Origin of the sequence: Bacillus cereus group sp. BfR-BA-01430 (assembly GCF_022663115.1) — a bacterium.
Lineage (GTDB): Bacteria > Bacillota > Bacilli > Bacillales > Bacillaceae_G > Bacillus_A > Bacillus_A cereus_BD.
Genome location: NZ_JAKUEW010000002.1, coordinates 619729 through 642791, shown reverse-complemented (window position 1 = coordinate 642791; position 23063 = coordinate 619729). Strand labels below are relative to the sequence as shown.

Genomic DNA, 23063 nt, shown 5'->3' with positions numbered 1-23063 from the left:
TAGATGAATTGGTATGTAATAATTCCAATGATAATTTCTTTTATCATTGTATTTTTAATCGGTGTATATGCGTCACGGCGTGTACAAGCGACAGCGCATCATAAATTTTTGCAAGAATACTTTCTTGGTGGACGTGAACTTGGCGGATTATTATTAGCAATGACAATGATTGCGACATATGGTAGTGCAAGCAGTTTTATTGGGGGGCCTGGTATTGCTTACAATATGGGACTTGGATGGGTACTACTATCTGCGATTCAAATAGTCACCGGCTATATTGTATTAACGGTTCTTGGTAAAAAATTTGCTATTATTGCGCGCAAAATGGAAGCCATTACACTAATCGATTATTTAAAAGGGCGATATAATCATAAAGGTGTTGTCATTTTATCGGCATTATGTATTATTATTTTTTTATTTTCTGCAACTGTAGCCCAGTGGGTTGGCGGCGGACGGTTAATAGAATCGTTAACGGGACTTTCCTATACAACATCGTTATTTTTGTTTACATTTTCTGTTCTTGTGTATGTTTTAATCGGTGGATTTCGAGCAGTTGCATTATCCGATACATTACTAGGAATCATTATGTTAGTGGGCACAACAATTATTTTAATTGCAACAGTAATCGCTGGGGGCGGAATTGAAAATATTATGCATGAACTTGTGCAAATAAATCCGAAGTTAATTACACCATTTGGAGCAGACGGCAGTTTAACGAAAACATATGTGACATCATTTTGGATTTTAATTGGGGTTGGAGTAGTTGGGTTACCGCAAATTAGCGTACGTGCCATGTCTTATAAAAATTCAAAAGCGATGCATCAAGCATTAATCATTGGTACTGTTGTTGTAGGAACGATTATGATTGGCATGCATTTAACGGGTGTATTTGCTCGCGTTGTACTTCCAGGCATAGATGTGCCTGATAAGGTGATGCCACTTTTAGCAATGGAAGTATTGCCACCTTGGCTTGCAGGAATCTTTTTAGCAGCACCAATGGCGGCGATTATGTCTACGGTGAATTCGCTCTTATTACTTGTGAGTTCGTCTATCATTAAGGATATATACGTAAATTACATAAATGAAAAAGCTACAGATAAAGCGATTAAAACAGGGAGTCTATGGATTACAGGAATCGTTGGCTTATTTGTTTATACAGCAGCGATTAAGCCACCAGACTTCTTAATTTGGTTAAATTTATTTTCTTTTGGTGGTTTAGAAGCAGCGTTTATTTGGCCGATTGTTTTAGGATTATATTGGAGAAAAGGAAATGCGGTTGGTGCTTTTACATCTATAATCGTTGGAGTAGGATCTTATATGATCATTCACCTTTGGTTCCCCAATCCATTCCAAATTCATACGGTAGTATTTCCAATTTGTTTTGCGCTAATAGCTTACATACTTGGCAGCATTATGACAATGAAAAAAGAATAATAAGAAAAACGCGGTGTTTACAAAAAACACTGCGTTTTTTTATGAGAAAATAAACTTTTTCATTCTGTAATTTTTTTCTATTCATAAATTAATAACAACTGATAGGATGGAGTTGAAGTTTATGAAGAAAGTACTGTTTTTAGGAGATCCAGGAATTGATGATTCGTTAGCGATTATGTATGGGTTGTTGCATCCTGATATTGATATTGTCGGTGTTGTGACAGGATATGGAAATGTATCGCAAGAACAAGCGACGAGTAATGCGGCCTACTTATTACACTTAGCTGGGCGGGAAGATATTCCGGTTATTAAAGGAGCAATGATTCCACTGTCAGGAGAATTTACAACGTACTATCCAGAAATTCATGGTGCAGAAGGAATGGGGCCTATTCGTCCTCCAAAAAGCATTTCACCAAATGTGAAACCTTTTTGTGAATTTTTTTCTATTTTGGAAAAGTACAAAGGAGAAATTATTATTGTTGATGCTGGGAGATCAACAACGTTAGCAACAGCTTTTATTTTAGAAAAAACGCTTATGCAATATGTGAAAGAGTACTATATAATGGGCGGAGCCTTCTTAATGCCAGGGAATGTTACGCCGGTTGCTGAGGCAAATTTTCATGGAGACGCAATTGCTTCGCAGCTTGTTATGCAAAATGCAAAAAACGTAACATTAATACCGCTTAATGTTACCTCGGAAGCGATTATAACGCCAGAGACAGTAAAATATCTTGCGAAGCATTCAAAAACTGGTTTTCATACATTAATTGAACCGATTTTTACGTATTATTATAAAGCATATAAAAAGTTGAATCCGAAAATAACGGGAAGTCCGGTTCATGATGTTGTAACCATGATGGCGGCAGCTAATCCTTCTCTTTTAGACTATGTATATCGCCGCGTTACGGTGGATACAGTTGGAATTGCAAAAGGGGAAAGTATTGCGGACTTTCGGCCACAGCCCGATGCGAAGGCGCTAAAAAATTGGGTGAGAATTGGTTGGTCGTTGCACTATAAAAAATTTCTTAAGGATTTCGTTAGAATTATGACATAGACATAATAGCGGCATACAAGTTAAAATAATAGAGACGACTTATTGATTAGTCGTCTCTATTATTTTGACTATGAATATATAAAATAGAGAAAAGATATACAAGTAGGAGAGGAATTTCACTTGAAGAAAGTTATAGTTTGTGCAGGAATTGTGGCCGTTTTGATGTTGTTAGTATCAGGTAACTTTTTAGCGAAAAAAGTTTGGAGCTCCAATAATGATGATGCACAGTATATTGCTTCATTTGTTGAAGAACATAAAGATGAAAAAAACAGCGCTTTACTCATAAAGCGAAATGATAAAGTTGTGTACTCTGTAAATCCAGATGTTGTCTTACCGGTGGCAAGTACAATGAAATTAATTGTTGCTCTTGAATTTACAAAACAAGTGACAGAAGGGAAAATTGATCCAAATAGCTATGTTTCCATTCATGATGTGAACCGTTATTATGTACCAAATACAGATGGTGGTGCTCAGGAACGATGGCAAAAATATTTGCAAAGAAAAGGAAAAATAGATGAAAATGCAGTTTCTTTAGAAGAAGTAGCAAGAGGGATGATGAAATTTAGTTCCAATGCGAATGCGGAATACTTGATGGAAAAGCTTGGATTAGACAATGTGAACCAAAATTTAAAAAACTTAGCACTTCCTTCACATGAACCGTTATTTCCAATTGTTTCGTCTTTGTATATTCCAGGATATTTGCATAAAGAGTTACACGTTCCTAAATATCAAATAGAGAAAAAGTTAAAAGAAATGTCTCAAGAGCAATATCGTCACTATGCAATGGTGATTCATGAGCGTTTGAAAAACAAGGGTCCGATGTTACAAAAAGAAATTCCGCTATATTTAGAAGAGCGATATGATAAGATATGGTCCGATCGTTTGCCAGCTGCTTCGGCAAATGACTATATGATTTTGTTACAAAAGGCAAATCATAAGACAGGTTTTGAAAAGGCTGAGGCAAAAGAATGGGCGAATCTTGTAGAGACAGATATGAGTACGAAAAAGTACCGTAAAATATTCAGGCATGCTGGACAAAAAAATGGTTATACACCATGGACATTAGCAAAAGCTGTTTATGCTACAGATAAGTTTGGGAATTGTACGGAAATTGTGTTTTTAGCAAATCATTTAAATGAAGATGATAGTGCGGAATTGCGCAAGCATTTACGAAATTTACATTTTCAAATTTTACAAAATGAGAAATATAATGCGACTGTTATTAAATAAACCGGGTGCAATATGCACCTGGTTTATTTTTGTACAAGCACCTTTTTATATTTACTGGGTATGATGGGGAGTAATAGCTCTTAACGAAGGGGGAGAGAATGAAGCAAATGAAAGAGGAATTTATAGAGGAAGAAGGCATTGAGTTCCCTGGAAAGACCTATATGAATTGCGTGTTGAAACATGTGTTTGAGTTTCAAAAGGACCATTTGTTATATGATATGTTTATGGTTCACAGAGCTCATATCATTATGTTAATAGAGGAAAAAATAATAAGTTTACAAGAGGGAAAAGAGATTTTAACAGCAGTCGAGAAAGTCGCACAAATTCCGAAAGACGAGCTACATTACAATTCGAAATATGAAGATCTTTTCTTTTTAATCGAACATTTCATCATAAAAGAAGCAGATGACAATACGATTAGTAATATGCATATTGGCAGAAGCAGGAATGATATGGGAGTGACAATGTACCGGCTGAGTTTACGTCGTTATTTATTACGTTTTATGGAGCATTTTATGTTATTACAGGAAAGTATATTGCAAGTTGCGTATAATCATATCGATACAATTATGCCTGCTTATACGCATACACAACCAGCTCAACCAACAACATTTGGTCATTATATGGTAGCTGTTTATGATGTGATGGAACGAGATTTGGAGAGAATTTGGAAAACATATCATTTCTTGAATAGTTCACCAATGGGAGCAGCGGCTCTTTCTACAACGAGTTTTCCGATTAATAGGAAAAGAGTAGCTGAGTTACTTGGTTTTTCAAGCGTGATTGAAAACTCTTATGATGCAGTTGCGGGTGCTGATTATTTGTTAGAAGTGAGCTCTTTACTCATGGTGACAATGACGAATATGGGTAGATGGATACATGATTTCTTACTGCTTGCAACGAAAGAATATAACGGTATCACGGTTGCGAATCCATATGTGCAAATTAGTAGCATTATGCTGCAAAAACGTAATCCGGTATCGATTGAACACGCTCGTGCTCTTACTAGTAGCGCGATAGGAGAAGCCTTTACAGTCTTTCAAATGATCCATAATACGCCGTTTGGCGATATTGTAGATACAGAGGATGCTTTACAACCGTATTTATATGAGGGAATGGAAAAAGCAATTCGTGTATTTTGTACGATGAATGCAGTCGTTCGAACAATGAAGGTAGAGGAGAAAGTTTTAAAAGATCGAACATTTCAGCACGCTATTACTATTACAGATTTGGCAGACACATTAACAAAGAATTATCATATTCCTTTTCGTCTTGCTCATCATGCTGCAAGTGAAGTTGCAAAAATGTCTTTGAAACAAAGCAAAGAATTGCATGAATTAGAGCTAGGAGAAGTAAACGTATACTTACAAAAGCAATTTAACATAAAGCTTTCAAAGGAAGAGTGGGAAAATAGTATATCGCCAGAAGTATTTGTAAAGAAACGAATTGTATATGGAGGACCAAGTCATCAAGAGATGAAGCGTATGATTTTAAAAAGAAGAACAGCATTTGAGCAAGCAGAAAAGAGTTTTGAAAGAGAAAAACAGCGCATTTTTAAAGTAGAGAAAGAAACAATGCAACTTGTTACAGACATTATCGGATTGTAAAATAATATTTTTATATACAGACTTAGCAATAGATTAAGACATTGGATAGGAACGAATAATGGAATCAGTATGACTATTTTTAGAACCGATTAAGTGAAAATAGTAAAAACTACGAAGATAGCCTGCTAAGAAATGATGGTTATATTGGCGTTCTTATAACGAAGTAAGTGGAGGAATTCAAATCGTAAATAAAAAAGCTCGTTTATAAGCGAGCTTTTTTGTTATGAACGTGTTATTCATCAATACGAATAACGCCGCCTTGTTTGAAGTTTGCGGTTTCTAATAGATTGACAACCGCTTTAGCAACATATTCAGGTGAAAGTAATTTCCCTTCTTCTTTTAAGGTAATAAAGCGATCTAAATTTGTAAAATCTTCTTTGTTTGTTTGACGAATTTGTTTTTGCATATTTGTATCGACAACACCAGGCGCAAAGGCGATAATTTTGACGGGAAATTCTTTTTCAGCTTCTTCTGTAGCAACGCATTGTGTAAACATATTGATACCAGCTTTTGTTGTACAATAAGCTCCCCAACCAAAATAAGGATTTTTCCCAGCGCCTGAAGAAATGTTAATCACACGTTTATCAACTTTCCAATTCTTTGTATGTTTCATAAAAGTAGAAGTAAGAATCATAGGCGCAATTAAATTAATTTGCACATTGGCGATTAATTGTTCACTTTCCGATTTTTCAATTGGCTTCACAGGTGCAAGTATACCAGCGTTATTAATCAAATGAATAGATGAAACATCTTCTAATTCGATAGAGGACAAGATTGTTTCAAAATCTGATTCTAATTGATGAACATTTTGAAGATCCATCGGATGAAAGGATAAAGAACCTCCTGTTTGATTTGCTATTTCAACAAGATGTTCATTTGGTCTTCTAGAAATACAAATGAGCTTTGTATGTTCCTTTAATAATTGTGTAGCAATGGCTTCACCTAAACCTTGTGAAGTACCTGTTATAATCACGTAGCGCATTTTGTATGGAACTCCTCTCTTATGTATAGAATTTTTAGGACAATGTACGTTTTATAGTTTGTCTTCATTTTATAGTATAGAGCATTTTTTATCTTAGAGGAAAGGAGAGGATATAGTGCCTTTTATCAATCGCTTTACAACAACAGTTCCTGGTGCAGCTACATTTACAGGGAACACACTTGGTTTAAGCCCACTCTCGCCAGCGCCTAACAATAATTTTGGTACAATAGATGTATTTACAACAGTCGATACAACTTTGCAGATTCCAGGTTTTCCGGCAGGAACAACAGATGATTGGAGAAAAAATTCTTCGAGTGCAATTTTAAATATTCCAACGGGCAGTCATATTTTATATGCAGAACTCATTTGGGCAGGAACATATAGGACTGATACTGAGGATGTTTCCGCATTTTTAGATGATGCTATTACCTTTGTGACACCTTTTGAGGAAGTGTTGATTACTCCTGATCCAGCAACGGCTCAGCAAGGTTCAGTAGGAAATCAATTTTATTATGTTCGCTCAGCTGATGTAACCGCTTTTGTTACTGATGGTGGAACATATACGACGGGACGTGTTCCGGCAGCAAGAGTATCCGTTGATGCGACGGTTAGTCGTTCAGCGGGATGGACACTTCAAGTGGTCTATCAAAATAGTACTTTACCACTTCGTAATCTCTCTGTTTATACCGGACAAGAAATTATTGAAGCTGTATCTCCACCAGTTGATACTACTATTTCAGGATTTGCAACCCCTGCAACAGGAACTGTTACAGGAAGGGTGCTTGTTACTGCACAAGAAGGGGATTCTAATATTATTGGAGACCAGCTGCGCTTTGGGCCAGATGCTAATAGTACAGTTGCATTGTCGTGGCGAAGAAATCCAGCTAATAATTTTTTTCAATCCCAAATTTGTAATGATAGAGGAGAATTAGATCGAACTGGTACTTTTGGGGATTTAAATCAGCCGTTAGGAAGAGCGGTAGAGATGAGAAGACAAGGATGGGACATTACAAATGTAGATGCATCAGCAGCTTTAGTGAATAATCAAACATCGGCAGTGGTTCGTTTTGTTACGAATGGAGATGGATATGCTACTGCTGGTTTTGGTGTTCAAATAGATGCGACGGGTCCTATTATTAACCCAGTCAAATCTGTTGATAAAACAAGTGCTATAGTAGGAGAACTTCTCACATATATGATTACAGTTTTAAATACCGGTACGGGAGATGCAGAAAATGTTATATTGCAAGACGATATACCGATTGGAACAACATTTGTTCCTGGCAGTGTAACGGTAGAAGGAGTAACACTGCCAAATGCCAATCCATCGACTGGTATTCAGCTAGGAGAAATACCAGTCGATGGCACGACACGAATTGTGACGTTTCAAGTAAGAATTACTAATTTTCCAGATTCGAATACGATTTTGAATCGAGCGATGGTATCTTATCAATTTCAACCTTTCGTAGGAAGTCCGTTTATTACAAGTACAGCTTCTTCCAATATAGTAGAGACGACGCAAGGGAATTTTGTTGATTTACAGTTACAAAAGTTTGTCGATATACCAATAGCAACAATCAATGATGTATTAACATATACAGTGAATATTGAGAATAATGGAAATACAACTGCAAACAATGTAATCTTTGTTGACAGTATACCGAGCGGAGCGATATTTGTTGCAAATAGTGTAACGATCAATGGCATAGCGCAGCCAGGTGCTAATCCTGCTAATAGTATCAATCTTGGAAGTATTAATCCCTCCCAAACGATTGTTGTTCGCTTTCAAGTGAGAGTAACATCCACACCTTTTCCAAATCCAATTCCCAATCGAGCGAGTGTAATTTTTAATTTTATCGAAACACCCGGTCAGGAGCCTATTTCAGGTCAGGCCACAAGTAACACAGTGTTCACTACAATTATGATAGGTGATATAAGAGCGAGAAAAACGGTAGATAAAAGTTTTGCAACAATTAACGATATTCTTACGTATACAGTTACAGTTGAAAATATAGGGAATACGACAGCAACCAATATCATGTTTCACGACACAATCCCATCTGGAACAACTTTTATCCAAAATAGTGTAACAATCGATGGAATTTCACAACCAGGAGTAAATCCAGAGACTGGCTTTACGATTGCTAATATTTCTGCTGGGGGGAATAGGAGAATTACCTTTCAAGTTCAAATTGTATCACCCCCATCCGGTGATACGGTCATAAATACGGGGAATGTAACGGCTCGTTTTATCATTGACCCGAATCGACCACCAATTACGATTAATAGACAAACGAATACAGTAATAACACAAATTAATGCTGGAGAATTAAATGTAGTGAAAGAAGTAAGCACAAATCAAGCGGCAGTAGGGGATACATTAACATATACGATTGCAGTTCAAAATACAGGTAATATTCCATTAACAAATGTGTTCTTTCAAGATACGGTGTCTACAGCGGTTTCGTTTGTTGAAAACTCTGTCACGATAAAGGGAGTCGCGCAAAGCGGCCTTAATCCAATTGGCGGATTTCCTCTTCCTGAAATTCCAGCAGGTCAATCGGTTGTGATTACATTTCAAGTATTTATTGAACAAAATCCCGAAAATGAAGAGATTTTAAATCAAGCAAATGTAACGGCTCGTTTTCAAATTGATCCCAATGAACCGCCTGTTACAGTTTCAGTTACGAGTAATATCGTGAATACGACAGTGCAAACAGGAAACTTTGAAGTGATAAAGTCTGTGAATACAGAGGTAGCAACAGTAGGAGATATTTTAACGTATACGATTGACGTGATAAATACTGGCAGTGTGCCGGCGATGAACGTATTGTTTCAAGATTCGATCCCACAAGGGACACTATTTATTGAAAATAGTGTATTTGTTAATAATGTATTACAAGAAGGTGCCGATCCAGAAACAGGGATTTCATTAAGTGACTTCCTAGCTGGAGAGAGTGTGGTCATTACATTTGAAGTGTTAATTGTCGAAATGCCATTAGGAAATAATGTTATAAATGAAGCGAATATTACAGGAGACTTTCTTCTAAACCCAACAGAGCCACCTATTACAGTAATTACATCGAGTAATACAGTTGTGACAGCTGTAAATTCAGCAGGATTGAATGTTAGAAAAAGCGTTAATACAAATGAGGCTGGAGTAGGGGACATATTAACATATACGGTTCGTATCCAAAATAATGGTACCGTATTAGCGACGAATGTTTCCTTTCTTGATCCGATACCAGCTGAAACAACATTTGTGCCAAATAGTGTCGTAATCAATGGGGTGCCGCAGCCAGGGTTAGACCCAACCATTGGTTTTTCACTTGAAAGTATTCCTGTTGGATCAATGGTAACTGTAACATTCCAAGTGATTGTTACAAGTGTACCTGTTAATAGAGTGTTACCAAATAACGCAAATATTACAGCGAGCTTTCAAGTAAGCCCTTTGCAACCGCCAATTACAATTGTGACGATTAGTAATATCGTTGTGACACGGGTAAATATAGGTGCAATTCAAGTGATAAAGAATGTAAATACAAGTGAAGCTGGGATAGGTGATACGTTAACATATACGATTCTTATCCAAAATACAGGAAATGTTCCGGCAACAAACATTATGTTTCAAGATTTGATTCCAGATGGAGCGCTGTTTGTTGCAAATAGTGTCACAATCAATGGAGCGTTGCAGCCGGAATTAGATCCAACTGTAGGTTTTGCGCTGCCGGATATTCCAATAAGGGAAACAGCAACTGTTACGTTTCAAGTTACTGTAATGAGTATTCCAAATGGTAGAAATATCGTGAATCAAGCAAATGTAACGGCGAGTTTTCTTATCAATCCAGATCAGCCTCCTATTACGACGACTATGGATAGTAACTTTGTTGTGACACAAATCAATTTAGCGCAGCTAGATATACAAAAATTTGCATCAGTTCAACAAGCAGCACTTGGAGAAACGTACACATATACTGTTGTGATACGAAATAATGGTACCGTTCCAGCGACAAATATTTCTTTCGCCGATACCATGGCTCCGGAGACGACGTTTGTTGCAAATAGTGTAACGATAAATGGGGATTTGCAACCTGGATTCGATCCGAGTATTGGTTTTCCACTTCCTGATATTGCAGCAGAAACATCATTAACGATAACATTCCAAGTTACAGTTGCTGCACCATCTACACGTGGGGTTGTTTTAAATACAGCGACTGCTACAGCAACGTTCATATTAAACCCTTCACAACCTCCTGTTTCTACAACAAGTTCTAGCAATACAACTGTAGTGGATATACATTTACCTCCTCCTGGAGAAGTAACAGCTACTAAAACAGTGAATATGACTGCTGGGACAGTTGGTGATATATTAACGTATACAATACTCATTACAAATGTAGGAATGACGCCTGTTACCGATGTGTTATTTCAAGATACCATTCCAGAGGGGACGACATTTATTTCGGATAGTGTGATAATCGGTGAAAGTGCGCAACCGAATCTAAATCCTGAACAAGGATTTCTAGTGATTTCAGCGTTAGGATCTAGTGAAAGTATTTCTGTTACAGTCCAAGTTACGATTACATCAGTCCCAAGCGAGGAGGTTATATTAAATGAAGCTGATGTAACATTTACTTCCCAACCAAATCCAATGGAACCGCCAATTACGCAAACGATATCAACGAATTTAGTTGCAACATTTATGAATATAGCTGATATTTTTGTATTAAAGGTAGTAGATAAAGAGGTAGCAACGGTTGGAGATATAGTAACGTATGATGTGCTCATTTTTAATATTGGAACAGTACCGGCAACGAATGTTCAATTTCTAGACGCTAGCTCGAGTGGGGTAGAATTTGTTACGGGAAGTGTAGTTATCAATGATATTTCAGAACCAGGGTTAAATCCATTTACAGGCTTCCCACTTCCAGACATTCCAGTAGCTGATGTGGTGCTTGTCACATATCAAGAGAGAGTTACAAGTATACCGGAAGGAAGTACAATTGTTAACGTTGTAGATGTTACTGCTTCATTTGACGTAAGTGCAACGGAACCACCTATTATAGAAACCATCTCTAGTAATACAACCATAACAGAAATAAATGAAGCCGGTTTAAATGTTATAAAAGATGTGAGTCAATCGATCATTGTTGAAGGGAACACTATCACATATACAACGGTCGTGCAAAATGTCGGCACAGTTCCAGCAATGAATATTCAATATCTTGATATATTACCTTCTTCTTTACGTTTTATCTCAGGTAGTGTGCAGATAAATGGTGTGGGTCAATTAGGATTAGACCCAAATAATGGATTTACGCTTCCAAATATAGACCCAGGTGAGAAAGTAGAAGTTACATTTCAAGTAATGGTTGTAGATGTTCCAGAAAGTGGAACAATTGCAAATACTGCAAATGTAACAGGAGAGTTTATTTTAGTACCAGGGGAACCGCCAATCATAGTGAATCAGCCAAGTAATACGGTTCTTATAATAGGAAATAGAGGGAGTTTCCAAGTTATAAAACAAGTGAATGAAGCAGCAGCTCTTGTAGGTGATGTATTAACGTATACAGTGCAAATTATAAATACAGGGACAGTTCTTGCTACCGATGTTCAGTTTATCGATACCATTTCTGCTGAGGCTTCATTCATTCTGGGTAGTGTAACAATAAATGGAGTGCCGCAGACAGATTTGAATCCTATTAATGGTTTTTCTGTCGGAGATATTCCAGATGGAGAAACAGTGGAAATTACGTTTCAAGTAGTCGTTACAGCTGCTCCAGAAACAGAGAGCATTACAAATGAAGCAAATGTAACAGGAAGCTTCACTTTAGTTCCAGAAGAGCCGCCAGTAGTGGTCGAACAACCAAGTAATACGACAATTACAGAAATAAATCTTGGCCGATTTAATCTAATAAAAACAGTGAATAAAGAAGCAACGCGATTAGGAGATACGTTAACATATACAGTGCAAGTAATAAATATAGGAACGGTTCCTGCTACCGACGTCCAGTTTATTGATGTACCATCAGCTGGATTGGTATTTATATTAAATAGCGTTCAGATTAATGATAATTTGGCACCAGGATTGAATCCATTTGAAGGTTTTGTATTACCGAATCTCGATGTAGGAGAAAGTGCTTTCATAACATTTGATGTTACTGTAAATACAATACCATCTTCTAATAGTATAACGAATATTGCGCGTATAACAGGTAATTTCGAACTTGTCCCAGGAGAACCTCCAATAGCGATAACAAATACGAGTAATACAACAATAACACCGGTAAATCGGGGCAGTTTAGATTTATTTAAGGAAGTAGATTATGTAAACGTTGGGGTAGGGGATGTTGTCACATACCGTGTTCGAATATTGAATACAGGAACGGCGGATGCAACGATTGTTCAATTTATCGATCGATTATCTCAAGGTGCAACTTTTGTTCCAAATAGTGTAACAATAAACGGTGTATTACAACCAGAATTGAACCCGATAACAGGGTTTGTCATACCGAATGTCCCAGTAGGCGAAACGGCACTTGTAACATATCAGGCTGAAATTACTAGTTTTCCTGATGGGGGAACAATCGAAAATGTTGCTGATGTATCGGCAGAGTATGTTTTAGTTCCAGAAGAGCCACCTATTATAGTAGAAGATACAAGTAATACAGTAGTTATAACAGTAAATACAGCAATATTATTTATTGCAAAAGGTGCAAACTTTGAAGTAGCAACGGTAGGCGATGTAATTACGTATGCAATTGCTGTTATAAACGATGGAACAGCACTTATCGAAAATGTAATTTTAATAGATCGTATCGATTCAAATACTTTATTTATAAATGGAACTGTAACAGTAAATGATGAGCCGTTACCATTTGCAAATCCAAATACCGGTATTCCGTTAGGAAACTTACAGCCAAATGATGCGGCAATTATTAATTTTCAAGTCGTTGTCATAGGAGGACAGACAAATCCAATCATTACAAATACTGCTACTGTAAATGGACTCGCAACTATAAGTCCAGGTCAACCGCCTGTAGCCGTTGAAGAAGATAGCAATACAGTAGTTATCCCCTTTATTACGCCAAATGTTTCCGCAACTATTGTGAAAATGGCAGATCTGCAAACAGCAACAATAGGAGATGTCGTCACATATACGACAGTCATTACGAATACTGGAGATATAGCGATACAAAATATTCGTTTTCAAGATCTCGTTAGTAATAGTGTTCGATTTATTCCAGGAAGTGTAACAGTAGATGGGGAAGTCTTGCCTAATGTAACTCCAGTATCAGGATTTATTGTTGGGAACTTGAATCCTGGTGAACAGAGAATCATTGCATTCCAAGTTGTAATAGAAGGGCCGCCACAAGGTTCCAATCATTATATCAACCAAGCGAATATTCGTTATGAATATCAAGTCGGTGACATTCTTCCACCAGTAACAGAAATAATAGAAAGTAATGTAGTAGATATTTTATTTGAACCTACAATAGCACAAATTTGTGAAACAAACAGACATTGTTTTAAGAACATTCCATTTAGTTGTTTTCCGTGTAATAAAAAATATATGGATAAATAAGAAGTGAGGTCTCCTAAAGCGAGGAGGCCTTATTCTATATAAAGTATAATCATTTTCCTTTAAAAGAATTATTACCGTTAAACGTTATGAAATCGCTCCATACATGGTTTAACGTGAAGTTTGACAATATAAAATAAAAAAATCTTTACTTTTATACGATTGGTATGATAGTATGAGTTTAAACCATTTTACTTTTAATAATATAGAGATTTAAATGAGCTGTAACTTCAAAGGAGGAAAGCAATGTTAAATCTCCTTTGTGGTTACAGTTTTTTACTGTCTTCGTTATTTTTGTAAAGTGGTTGAAAATCAATATGTACATATAGGTACATTGTAGGAGGATTTTTTCATGCAAAACGGTAAAGTAAAATGGTTTAACGCAGAAAAAGGTTTCGGATTCATCGAAGTTGAAGGCGGAGAAGACGTATTCGTTCATTTCTCAGCAATCCAAGGCGAAGGATTCAAAACATTAGAAGAAGGTCAAGAAGTTACTTTCGAAGTTGAACAAGGTAACCGCGGACCACAAGCTACTAACGTAGTTAAGAAGTAATTGAACTAAAAAGAGAAGGGATTTCCCTTCTCTTTTTTTTGGCATTCGTTAGCTTGTACTCTCATCTATAATAGAGAAAAGCACGATACTTTAATTGTGAGCTACAAGTGGAGAAATCCGTTTTTTAGAACATGCAAAATGTATGTAATGTTTCTTAGTTATAATAATATGTACAATATAAAAAAAGACCTGTATACGGAAACAGGTCTGTCGAAAAATATGTCTATCTCATTATCTATATTTTAACAATTATTATGAAGAAACTCTAGGTTTGTATAGTGAGAAAACTTTTTTAGGAAGCTTTGTTTTCATTTAATAAGTTTCCATATTGTACAGCCTTATTTGCGTTCACTCTTCCATTTTTCCAATAGGTTCCTGTTCCTGGGACTTTATCGGCTGTAGTTTCCATGATTTGGCGAATTTGCCCATTCGTATATCCTTGATTTGCTAGTAATCCTGCAACACCTGCTACATGAGGTGTTGCCATAGATGTACCGCTTAATGAGCGGTACGTACTGCCTTTATAGGTAGAATAAATACTTGATCCAGGTGCCGCTACATCTACCCAACTTCCATAATTTGAAAAATAAGATTTTTGATCATTTTGATCTGTAGATGCTACTGCAATTACTTCAGAGTAATAAGCAGGATAATTTGGTCTTGTGTTTCCATCATTTCCTGCTGCAGCAACAATGACAGCACCTTTGTTCCAAGCATACTGCACAGCCTGTTGTAAGGCAGTTCCTCCATTAGAAGCCCCTAGACTTAAGCTAATCACTTTTGCACCCGCATCAGCAGATTCTCTAATGCCTTTTGCCACAGCATCAAGAGTACCACTTCCTTGATTATCTAGTACGCGTACGGCATATAGAGAGGACTGAGGAGCAACACCTGCGATACCAATATTATTATTTGTAATCGCACCTGCAATACCAGCGCAATGTGTGCCATGCCCATTTCCATCATCCGACTGATTATCATTATCAACGTAATCGTAACCGTATATAACTTTGGATGATAAATCAGGATGGTTCCCTTGTACTCCAGTATCAATAATTGCTATTTTCACACCAGGGTCACTTCTTTGTGCATCCCATGCTTGTGGTGCTTGAATTTTTAATAATCCATATTGATTATTAAAGTAGGGGTCATTAGGAGTCCAAAACGCATAGAAATAATAGTTTGGTTCAGCGTATTCTACATTAGGATTATTTTGATACATTTTTATTTTATCTTTGACAGTACCTTTAGTGAATTTGACAACTTCAAAGCCTAATACATCATCTTTTGACACCACTTCCGCTCCGACTGACTTATGAAATTCTTGAGATTTAGAAAGAGAAGTATGGTCTTTAAATTTTACAATAATCTGGTTTGGTGCGTATTCTTTGGATGAAGGTGCTGCATTGGATGAAGAAGGATTAAAAAAGAAGCAACCAAAAACTAGAGATACAGTAAGCAGTAAAAATTTAATTTTCCTTTTCAATAGCTGTCTCCTCCTTGTTGATTTCTCTTTTTAAAAACACATTCCTTTTCAACTATATAGTTGGGTCCTGCGATTTATGATTAATTATTTGTTTTTGTAAAATTCTTACTAATAGTTCTAGCTATTGTTGTTAGAGTGAAAGTTCAAGGAGTACAATAAATACTAAAGGTTATGTAAAGGTCAGATAATTAAAGAGGGATGAGGCGGATGTAGCGTGAGGGCATTTTTGTACATGAAACAGTCATGAAATAATTAAATAATCTGTATCAATTGATGTTATCTCGACAATTAGTCAAAACGAAAGAACTAAAAAAGAAATCATAGAAGAAAGTGGTCAGACTTTCGATCGGTCAGTAATACAAAAATGTCAAAAATAGGTGGTTTGAATATCCATATTCTTTTTGTGACCACAAAATAGACACGTAAATGTGACCAAAATAAAAGAGCGCTTGTTAATAGCGCTCAGTAAAATATAGTTATATGGAAGCATTTATTCAATGTTAGAACCAAAAATTTGAGTATTGTATGGTCACAAACGTAGTCACACGTATGGAAACATAATTGTTATTTTAAACACTTTAGAAGTCATTTTTTATAAAAGAGTTTTATTCAATCCCGCTCGGATCGTAAGAATACTGCTGCTTATTCTCAATCCGCTCAATCACATCTTGCAACTCATCTGGCTTCAGAAACTCAATCGGAGAAAACCCCTTCTCAAACGTAAGCGTATCAGCTTCAATCATAAGTACGTATCGATCATTTACCTTCGCGATATGTATTTGATCCCCGAAATCAGCAAGCAGAGCCTTTACAGAGATATGATCCGCTTTTACCTTTAATTCCACTTCAGGAGCATGCTCGACAATTTGAGCAGTAGCTTCCATTACTTCTTCTGTTGAAAATTGTTCCATAATTTCACGTTTTGGACTAGCGGCCCATACTTCCATTGCTTGGTCGAATTGTTCACGTTCTTCCGTACCTTCTTCAAATACATCTTCAATTTGATCATATACCATGTCCATTACTTGTGTTTTCATAATTTCAGGCATGGAGCGTTCGTATTCGACAAATTTTAAGAAGTCTTCAAAGTAGCGTGCGTGTGATGCTTGGTGAATTTTTAATTCGCCTATTTCCACCATACCTTCTTCAGGCATGTATGGATATTGAATGGACTTCATATTTTTTGTCGTAATAGCCATTTCGACGTTACGAATTAAAGTAGTTTCATCAGAAATTGATGCGACTTTTGGTTCAAAGTCACATTTCAAAACGAAGACAAATGGGTCATCAAAGTATTTTCGCAATTTTGCCTGTGCAATTAAAAAGACACCGCCTCGAACGGCGCTTGTATCAATATAAGTATAAACGAGTGGTTCGCTCATATCTTTGAAGTCCTCTTTCGTTTCTGCAAATCGAATCCGGTTAAATAAATTGTAATGAGGATTTGAATCTAATTCATGTCCAACCTCGACAATAAATCGACCGATTTTTGTTGGAGCTTGTTCTGTTTTTGCATGGCGTTCCACTTTTCGTTTTGATATTTTTAATAATTCTCCATCAAGAAATTCTTTTAGAGAGCTATTTTCATATTCTTCCGCATCTAATGTTTGGAAGTGCTTATATCGCTTATCTGCTTGTTCTCCTTTTCCTTCTACTTGTATAACATAAAAAGAAAGAAAATTTATTTCGAAATCCATATTTATCACCTTATTTCATTTCGTTAACTCTTATCAGTATAGAGATGGAGAAAACATTCGTCAATTTCACAAAAAGAAACGTTAGTTCGTAGAAAAAGGAAGGGGAGTTCCCTTCCTTTTTCTTTGGTTTGTAGATTAGAAGCCATCTTCAACTGCTGAGAATGGTATGTTCAATCTGTTTTCAACAGTGCGCAAACGTTGATTTAAGCGGTTAAGTCTACGCGTATGGCGTTCTAATGTGTTTTGAAGTTGATTGACCTGCCTATTTAATTGATTAACGCGTTGCTCAAGTTCATTTACTCGTCTTTCTAATTGTCGACCACCACTACCAGGAAATGAAATTGGAATTTGGAATTGTCTATTTGGATCATATGGATCAATTTCTTCTGTTTGCTCTACATATGGCTGATATTGTAGCTGTGGGTCGTATTGCTGTGGATAAGCATAAGGATTATATGAAGCATATGAATTGTAGGGATACATATAACATCCTCCGTTCTTTCAAATTAGGTTAAATTCACCATAATGTATGTGCAAAAGCGGATGGGTGACACGGCAAATACCCATAAAGGGAAATTTGATATGCAGAATGATTATAAAAGAGGATTTTTCGTATGAAAGTCTAAAATATAAATACAGATATATTACATTTGTTTTTCACATATTACATGGTATATACTGGTTACAAACGATAAAGGTTACAATCTTAACAAACTTATGTTTTTTATGCAAATATGTGTAGACATTTTATGAAGAAAAGAGTAATTTTAATAGAGTAGAAATCAAAATGTAATATTTTATAATCATATTGTAAAGTAAGGCAATCATACATACATAAGATAGGAAAAAAAGAGCAAGAAAAGTTGTTGGGGAAAAGGAGAGAGTATATTGTTACGTAAAGCAAAAAGTATTGTAATAGGGGCACTATGTATTGGTGTAGTAAGTGGCTGTGGTACAAAAGTTAGTGATGTAGCGTTAGTCAGCGATATTGGGGGCCATACAGTAGAAGCGAAAACAGACGTCAATGATAGTATTAGTTTAGTAGATGGACGCACAGGAACAGAAGTGAAAAAACTAGATTTATCCAGCTTAGGATACTTTGAAGATGAAAATAAATTTAAAAAAGCAGTAACAAAAATTGCAAGTGAAGTTGGGAAAAGCGTTGATAAAAAAATGGTTCCTTCACGTATGACAAGTGATGGCACATGGCAAGAAGGTAAGCCTTCTTATGAGTTAATGGAAAAAGAATTAGTAGAAAAGTTAATGAATGTCGGTATGTGGGATTCTTCATATCAGTTACCGATTGTTGAGAAAAAACCAGTAGCAACACCAGCTGATGCAAGCGGATCTGGTACGGTTATCGGTCGATATGAAACAAATTTAGGTGGCTCGACTGGTGGAAGAATCGAAAATATTCGTATATCTGCTAATCATATTAGCGGAGTTGTATTAGGAAAAGGAGATCGCTTTTCTTTTAATGCGTTAATTGGAGATACAACACCTGATAAAGGGTATCAATTAGGAAAAGAAATTGTCGATGGGAAATTAGTAGATGGATATGGAGGCGGAGTGTGTCAAACTTCATCCACTTTATATAACGCGGCAGATCAAGCTGGTTTAAAAATGGTAGAGAGAACAACGCATTCTAAAGCAGTTGGATATGTACCAAAGGGAAGAGATGCGACAATAGCCTATCCATATTTAGACTTAGTATTTGAAAATACAAAAGATGTACCTGTAAAACTATATATGGGTGTCGAAGGTGGAAAGCTTGTTGCTGAAGTACGTGCAATGAAGTAAAAATTTGACTATAAACTTGGCCATTCTTTTTAGTATCATACTAAAAAGAATGGCTTTTTATATAAGGAAAATGGTGCACGATGACCAACTAGAACTGGTTAAGGGTCTTGCTGTTTTTTATGCTGATTTTTGATACACTGGTAGGAAAGATATGACGATAGTGACCCGCTTTTCCGTTATATGAATCGGCCTAGAAACTTCTAGTAAAGAAGTTTCTAGCCATACATTTTAGGAGGAAGCATGATGAACTTTATTTTAGAAACTATGGCGTTTGCTGGAATTATATTTATCATTTTAATCTTAAGTGTAAGTAAAACATTAAGAGATGCAAAGAAAAAGAGGCGGAATAAAAATGATAAATGAAATCAGTTTAGAAGAAGGCCCTTGCGTATGGAAAGGGCCTTTTTTGCTATAATTCAATCCAATATCTTCGAACAACATTTCCATTTTCTTCAATGAAATCCTCATCACGACGGCCACCGTTATGTAAAATTGTTTTCTCTGAAGCAATATTCCATTCATCACAAACGATAAGAGCTTTCGTTACACCTAATTCTTTCAGTTTTTCTAAAGAGAGAGTTAATAACTTTTTAGCATATCCTTTTTGTCTTGCGGAGGGGCGAATCCCATATCCGATATGTCCACTAGCATGAAAGAGATGCTCGGTTAAGCCGTGACGAATATTTACCGCGCCAACTATTTTTTGATCAGTTGTCACGAGCCAATACGTTGTGTCAGGGGCCCAACCTGGAGGAAGATTTTTCCCTTCTGCTGCATCGAGTAGCTCTTGAACCATTGTAGGAAAATCGGAAGGATCCTTTTCAATGACCCGAGGAATCATTGTTTCGCCACTATTTTTCCACTCTTGATAAAATTGTAAATATTCTTCTTGTAAATCAACTGTAGGGATGACAAAATCAACATTATTGTAAATAAGCTTTTTTTAGATGTAATATATATAACATTAACATAATTTTTAAAAAAAGGAGGTGTTAGTTGTCTATAAATAAAAAAGAAAGGAGAAATGCAAAATGATATTAGATTTTGATTTTGTTTTAAGAATAGGTGTTGCGGGGTTATTAGGTGCTATGGTTGGGATAGAACGAGAAATTCGTTCGAAAGAAGCAGGATTAAAAACGCATTTTCTTGTAGCGGTAGGCAGCGCACTAATTATGGTTGTTTCCAAATACGCCTTTTCTGATATTATGTTGGAGGAACATATATCACTTGATCCAAGCCGTGTGGCAGCTCAAGTTGTTAGTGGGGTTGGCTTTTTAGGTGCAGGTACAATTATTATTCAAAAACAAGCAGTCAAGGGCTTAACAACTGCTGCTGGCTTATGGGCAACAGCAGGAATTGGTCTGGCAATTGGAGCGGGGATGTATACAGTTGGAATAGGAGCGACGATTCTTGTATTAATTGGTTTAGAAATTGTTAGTCGTATTTTTCGAGTTCAGTTTCTGTTTCCACAACACATTTCAGTAGAAATATGTGTAAATACACAGGAGGCGATACAAAAGATTCTTGAGGTATTGAAAGTCAAAGGAATACAAATGTTAACTTATGAGGTAAATGTAATCAATAAAGAGAAAGAAAGGGAATATAAAGTAAATATACAAACGAAGACTATCTCATCTGATGATAAAAATAAGCTTATTCAAGAATTACAAGAACTTCCTAATATTTCATTTATAAAATTAAAGTCTTAAGTCTGTAGATGAAGGGGGAAGTCATTACCCAAAATAAAAAGGATGGTGCACAACATGTATGTCACTATCCTTTTGTTATTATACGTGATTTTTGTATGATTTCATGTCAAAGAAAGAGATACATAGAAATTATAATTTTACATATCTTCTAGGTAATGAGCATGATTATTATCCATTGACAGATTGCGTCTATACGAAGGTATTCTATTTTTATAGATAAGTATTTATCACATTGAGGCAAGTTAAATATAGAGTTCTGTTTCAAGAATAATCAAGCTGAACCTGATATGAGATTTGTTATATGACATGGAAAATAGAGGGGAAGAACGGGAGGTAAAAACTTGAATTATCCATTTTTTCAGATTATTATATATAAAATAGTTAACTTAATTTAAAATTAAATAATTAATAAAGGAGAGAGGGAGATGGAAGTTACAATAGAGCGCTTAGTGGTGAATTTAAAAGAAATACTTTCTGAGGAGCGAGTCGTAGTTAATATGACAGTAAGAGAACTGCATAGTAAAGACGAATCGTATCATGCGAGTAGTTTACCTGATGTTGTTGTGTTTCCGAAAACGACAGAAGAAGTGAGTCAAATTATGAAATTGGCAAGTCGATACGGAAAGCCTGTTGTACCGTTTGGCGTGGGATCTAGTCTTGAAGGGCACGTGATTCCGTATGAAAAAGGGATTACAATCGATTTCTCTCTTATGAATAAAATACTTGAAGTAAGAGAAAAGGATTTTCTTGTAAAAGTACAACCGGGTGTAACGCGCTCACAGCTTAATAAAGCTTTAAAAAAATATGGTTTGTTTTTTAGCGTCGATCCAGGTGCAGATGCTACGTTAGGCGGGATGGCTGCAACGAATGCGAGTGGAACGACAGCGGTAAAGTACGGAGTTATGCGAGATCAAGTGCGCGATTTAGAAGTCGTTCTTGCAGATGGGACTGTGATACATACTGGTAATTTAGCTGCAAAGTCATCATCAGGTTATCATTTAAATGGTATTTTTGTAGGATCGGAAGGGACACTGGGATGTTTTACAGAATTAACGTTAACAGTATACGGCATACCGGAGCATACGGTAGCAGCAAGAGCATCATTTCCAACGGTAAATGATGCAGTAGAAACCGTTATTCATATTTTACAAGCTAGTATTCCTATTGCGAGAATTGAACTTGTCGATGAACTTTCAATGAAACAGGTGAATCGATATAGTGAAATGAACTATAGAGAAGAACCGACATTATTTTTAGAGTTTCATGGCAATAAAGCAGGATTACATCAGGATGTTGAATTTACGAAAGAGATTGCTGGCGATCATAAATGTAAGGAATTTGCGTTTGAAGTAGAAACGGCAGCGCGTAATAAATTGTGGGATGCAAGACATAATTTAGCATATGCATACATTCATAGTTATCCTGGTAAAAAACTGATGAGTACAGATGTTTGTCTTCCAGTTTCAGAATTAACGGATGCAATACAGTACGCAAGAGAAACATTACATACAACCGGAGTAATTGGTGGCATTCTCGGGCATGTAGGAGATGGGAATTTTCATGTCCTTTTAATGGTAAACCCAAATGATCAAGAAGAAGTGAAAAGTGCAGAGGAAATAAATGAAAAGATTGTTATGTACGCGTTAGAACACGGAGGAACATGTACGGGTGAGCATGGCGTAGGGATTGGGAAGCAAAAATATCAAGAGAAAGAGCATGGACCAGCACTTCTTATTATGCAAAAAATGAAACAGGTCCTTGATCCACAAAATATTTTAAATCCAAATAAAATATTCAAAATGAAGTAGTAGGGGATGATTTGATGAGATTTTTGGAGGGAATGGAATCGAAAAATATTTAGCTGTTTGTCTCGCAATACTTACTTTTCATGGCCCCTGTTTTTTGAGAAAAATGTAAAGGATAGAAGAA

At 36.2% G+C, this 23063-nt stretch carries 15 protein-coding genes; 10 read left to right on the top strand and 5 right to left on the bottom strand.

Annotation, left to right across the window (positions count from 1 at the left end; all coding sequences use genetic code 11):
- The first annotated feature begins 3 nt into the window (after positions 1–3).
- From panF to argH, 4 genes are all read left to right on the top strand, one after another.
- The gene (gene panF / locus MR058_RS07580) at positions 4–1434 is read left to right on the top strand and encodes a sodium/pantothenate symporter (RefSeq protein ID WP_242143385.1); all 1431 of its coding nucleotides are present in this window, start codon (positions 4–6) and stop codon (positions 1432–1434) included.
- Positions 1435–1555: 121 nt separating this feature from the next.
- Positions 1556–2488, top strand: a complete 933-nt coding sequence (locus MR058_RS07575) for a nucleoside hydrolase (protein ID WP_242143384.1) — start codon at positions 1556–1558, stop codon at positions 2486–2488.
- Between the two features lie 120 nt (positions 2489–2608).
- Entirely contained in the window at positions 2609–3718 is a 1110-nt protein-coding gene (locus tag MR058_RS07570; protein WP_242143383.1) for a serine hydrolase, read from the top strand.
- 98 nt (positions 3719–3816) lie between these two features.
- Entirely contained in the window at positions 3817–5325 is a 1509-nt protein-coding gene (gene argH / locus MR058_RS07565; protein ID WP_242143382.1) for an argininosuccinate lyase, read from the top strand.
- Between the two features lie 232 nt (positions 5326–5557).
- Here argH and MR058_RS07560 read toward each other — a convergent pair whose 3' ends face one another.
- On the bottom strand, positions 5558–6307 hold the full coding sequence (locus tag MR058_RS07560) for a (S)-benzoin forming benzil reductase (RefSeq protein ID WP_242143381.1): 750 nt from the start codon (positions 6305–6307) through the stop codon (positions 5558–5560).
- 115 nt (positions 6308–6422) lie between these two features.
- Between MR058_RS07560 and MR058_RS07555 the strand changes: the two genes are divergently transcribed.
- Positions 6423–13892, top strand: coding sequence for a DUF7507 domain-containing protein (locus MR058_RS07555; RefSeq protein ID WP_242143380.1), 7470 nt, complete (start codon positions 6423–6425; stop codon positions 13890–13892).
- 349 nt (positions 13893–14241) lie between these two features.
- Positions 14242–14442 (top strand): cold shock-like protein CspB, encoded by a 201-nt coding sequence (gene cspB / locus MR058_RS07550; protein WP_012094664.1) that lies wholly within the window; start codon positions 14242–14244, stop codon positions 14440–14442.
- 292 nt (positions 14443–14734) lie between these two features.
- Here the strand turns inward: cspB and MR058_RS07545 are convergent, their stop codons facing one another.
- The 3 genes from MR058_RS07545 to MR058_RS07535 form a co-directional block, all read right to left on the bottom strand.
- The gene (locus tag MR058_RS07545) at positions 14735–15928 is read right to left on the bottom strand and encodes a S8 family peptidase (RefSeq protein WP_242143379.1); all 1194 of its coding nucleotides are present in this window, start codon (positions 15926–15928) and stop codon (positions 14735–14737) included.
- A 605-nt stretch (positions 15929–16533) separates the two neighbouring features.
- Entirely contained in the window at positions 16534–17625 is a 1092-nt protein-coding gene (locus tag MR058_RS07540) for a DUF3900 domain-containing protein (RefSeq protein WP_242143378.1), read from the bottom strand.
- A gap of 135 nt (positions 17626–17760) precedes the next feature.
- Entirely contained in the window at positions 17761–18108 is a 348-nt protein-coding gene (locus tag MR058_RS07535) for a hypothetical protein (protein ID WP_242143377.1), read from the bottom strand.
- Between the two features lie 405 nt (positions 18109–18513).
- Here MR058_RS07535 and MR058_RS07530 point away from each other — a divergent pair, with 405 nt between their 5' ends.
- Complete coding sequence (locus tag MR058_RS07530; protein ID WP_242143376.1) at positions 18514–19425, top strand: VanW family protein; 912 nt, start codon at positions 18514–18516, stop codon at positions 19423–19425.
- Positions 19426–19665: 240 nt separating this feature from the next.
- The gene (locus MR058_RS23300) at positions 19666–19788 is read left to right on the top strand and encodes a hypothetical protein (protein ID WP_277926516.1); all 123 of its coding nucleotides are present in this window, start codon (positions 19666–19668) and stop codon (positions 19786–19788) included.
- 46 nt (positions 19789–19834) lie between these two features.
- Here the strand turns inward: MR058_RS23300 and MR058_RS07525 are convergent, their stop codons facing one another.
- A complete protein-coding gene (locus tag MR058_RS07525) occupies positions 19835–20335 on the bottom strand; it encodes a GNAT family N-acetyltransferase (RefSeq protein ID WP_396021433.1) in 501 nt (166 codons plus the stop codon).
- 121 nt (positions 20336–20456) lie between these two features.
- Here MR058_RS07525 and MR058_RS07520 point away from each other — a divergent pair, with 121 nt between their 5' ends.
- Together MR058_RS07520 and MR058_RS07515 are read left to right on the top strand one after the other, a co-directional pair.
- Positions 20457–21134 carry an MgtC/SapB family protein gene (locus tag MR058_RS07520; protein ID WP_242143375.1) on the top strand — a complete coding sequence of 226 codons (678 nt, stop codon included), beginning with the start codon at positions 20457–20459 and terminating at the stop codon, positions 21132–21134.
- Positions 21135–21559: 425 nt separating this feature from the next.
- Positions 21560–22942 carry an FAD-binding oxidoreductase gene (locus MR058_RS07515; RefSeq protein WP_242143374.1) on the top strand — a complete coding sequence of 461 codons (1383 nt, stop codon included), beginning with the start codon at positions 21560–21562 and terminating at the stop codon, positions 22940–22942.
- Positions 22943–23063 lie beyond the last annotated feature (121 nt).

What these genes read in the sequence shown, in the direction of transcription:
- MR058_RS23300 (WP_277926516.1), top strand. Translation starts at nt 19,666, where the DNA reads ATGATGAACTTTATTTTAGAAACTATGGCGTTTGCTGGAATTATATTT.
- MR058_RS07575 (WP_242143384.1), top strand. Translation starts at nt 1,556, where the DNA reads ATGAAGAAAGTACTGTTTTTAGGAGATCCAGGAATTGATGATTCGTTA.
- panF (WP_242143385.1), top strand. Translation starts at nt 4, where the DNA reads ATGAATTGGTATGTAATAATTCCAATGATAATTTCTTTTATCATTGTA.
- argH (WP_242143382.1), top strand. Translation starts at nt 3,817, where the DNA reads ATGAAGCAAATGAAAGAGGAATTTATAGAGGAAGAAGGCATTGAGTTC.
- MR058_RS07560 (WP_242143381.1), bottom strand. Translation starts at nt 6,307, where the DNA reads ATGCGCTACGTGATTATAACAGGTACTTCACAAGGTTTAGGTGAAGCC.
- MR058_RS07515 (WP_242143374.1), top strand. Translation starts at nt 21,560, where the DNA reads ATGGAAGTTACAATAGAGCGCTTAGTGGTGAATTTAAAAGAAATACTT.
- MR058_RS07540 (WP_242143378.1), bottom strand. Translation starts at nt 17,625, where the DNA reads ATGGATTTCGAAATAAATTTTCTTTCTTTTTATGTTATACAAGTAGAA.
- MR058_RS07535 (WP_242143377.1), bottom strand. Translation starts at nt 18,108, where the DNA reads ATGTATCCCTACAATTCATATGCTTCATATAATCCTTATGCTTATCCA.
- MR058_RS07520 (WP_242143375.1), top strand. Translation starts at nt 20,457, where the DNA reads ATGATATTAGATTTTGATTTTGTTTTAAGAATAGGTGTTGCGGGGTTA.
- cspB (WP_012094664.1), top strand. Translation starts at nt 14,242, where the DNA reads ATGCAAAACGGTAAAGTAAAATGGTTTAACGCAGAAAAAGGTTTCGGA.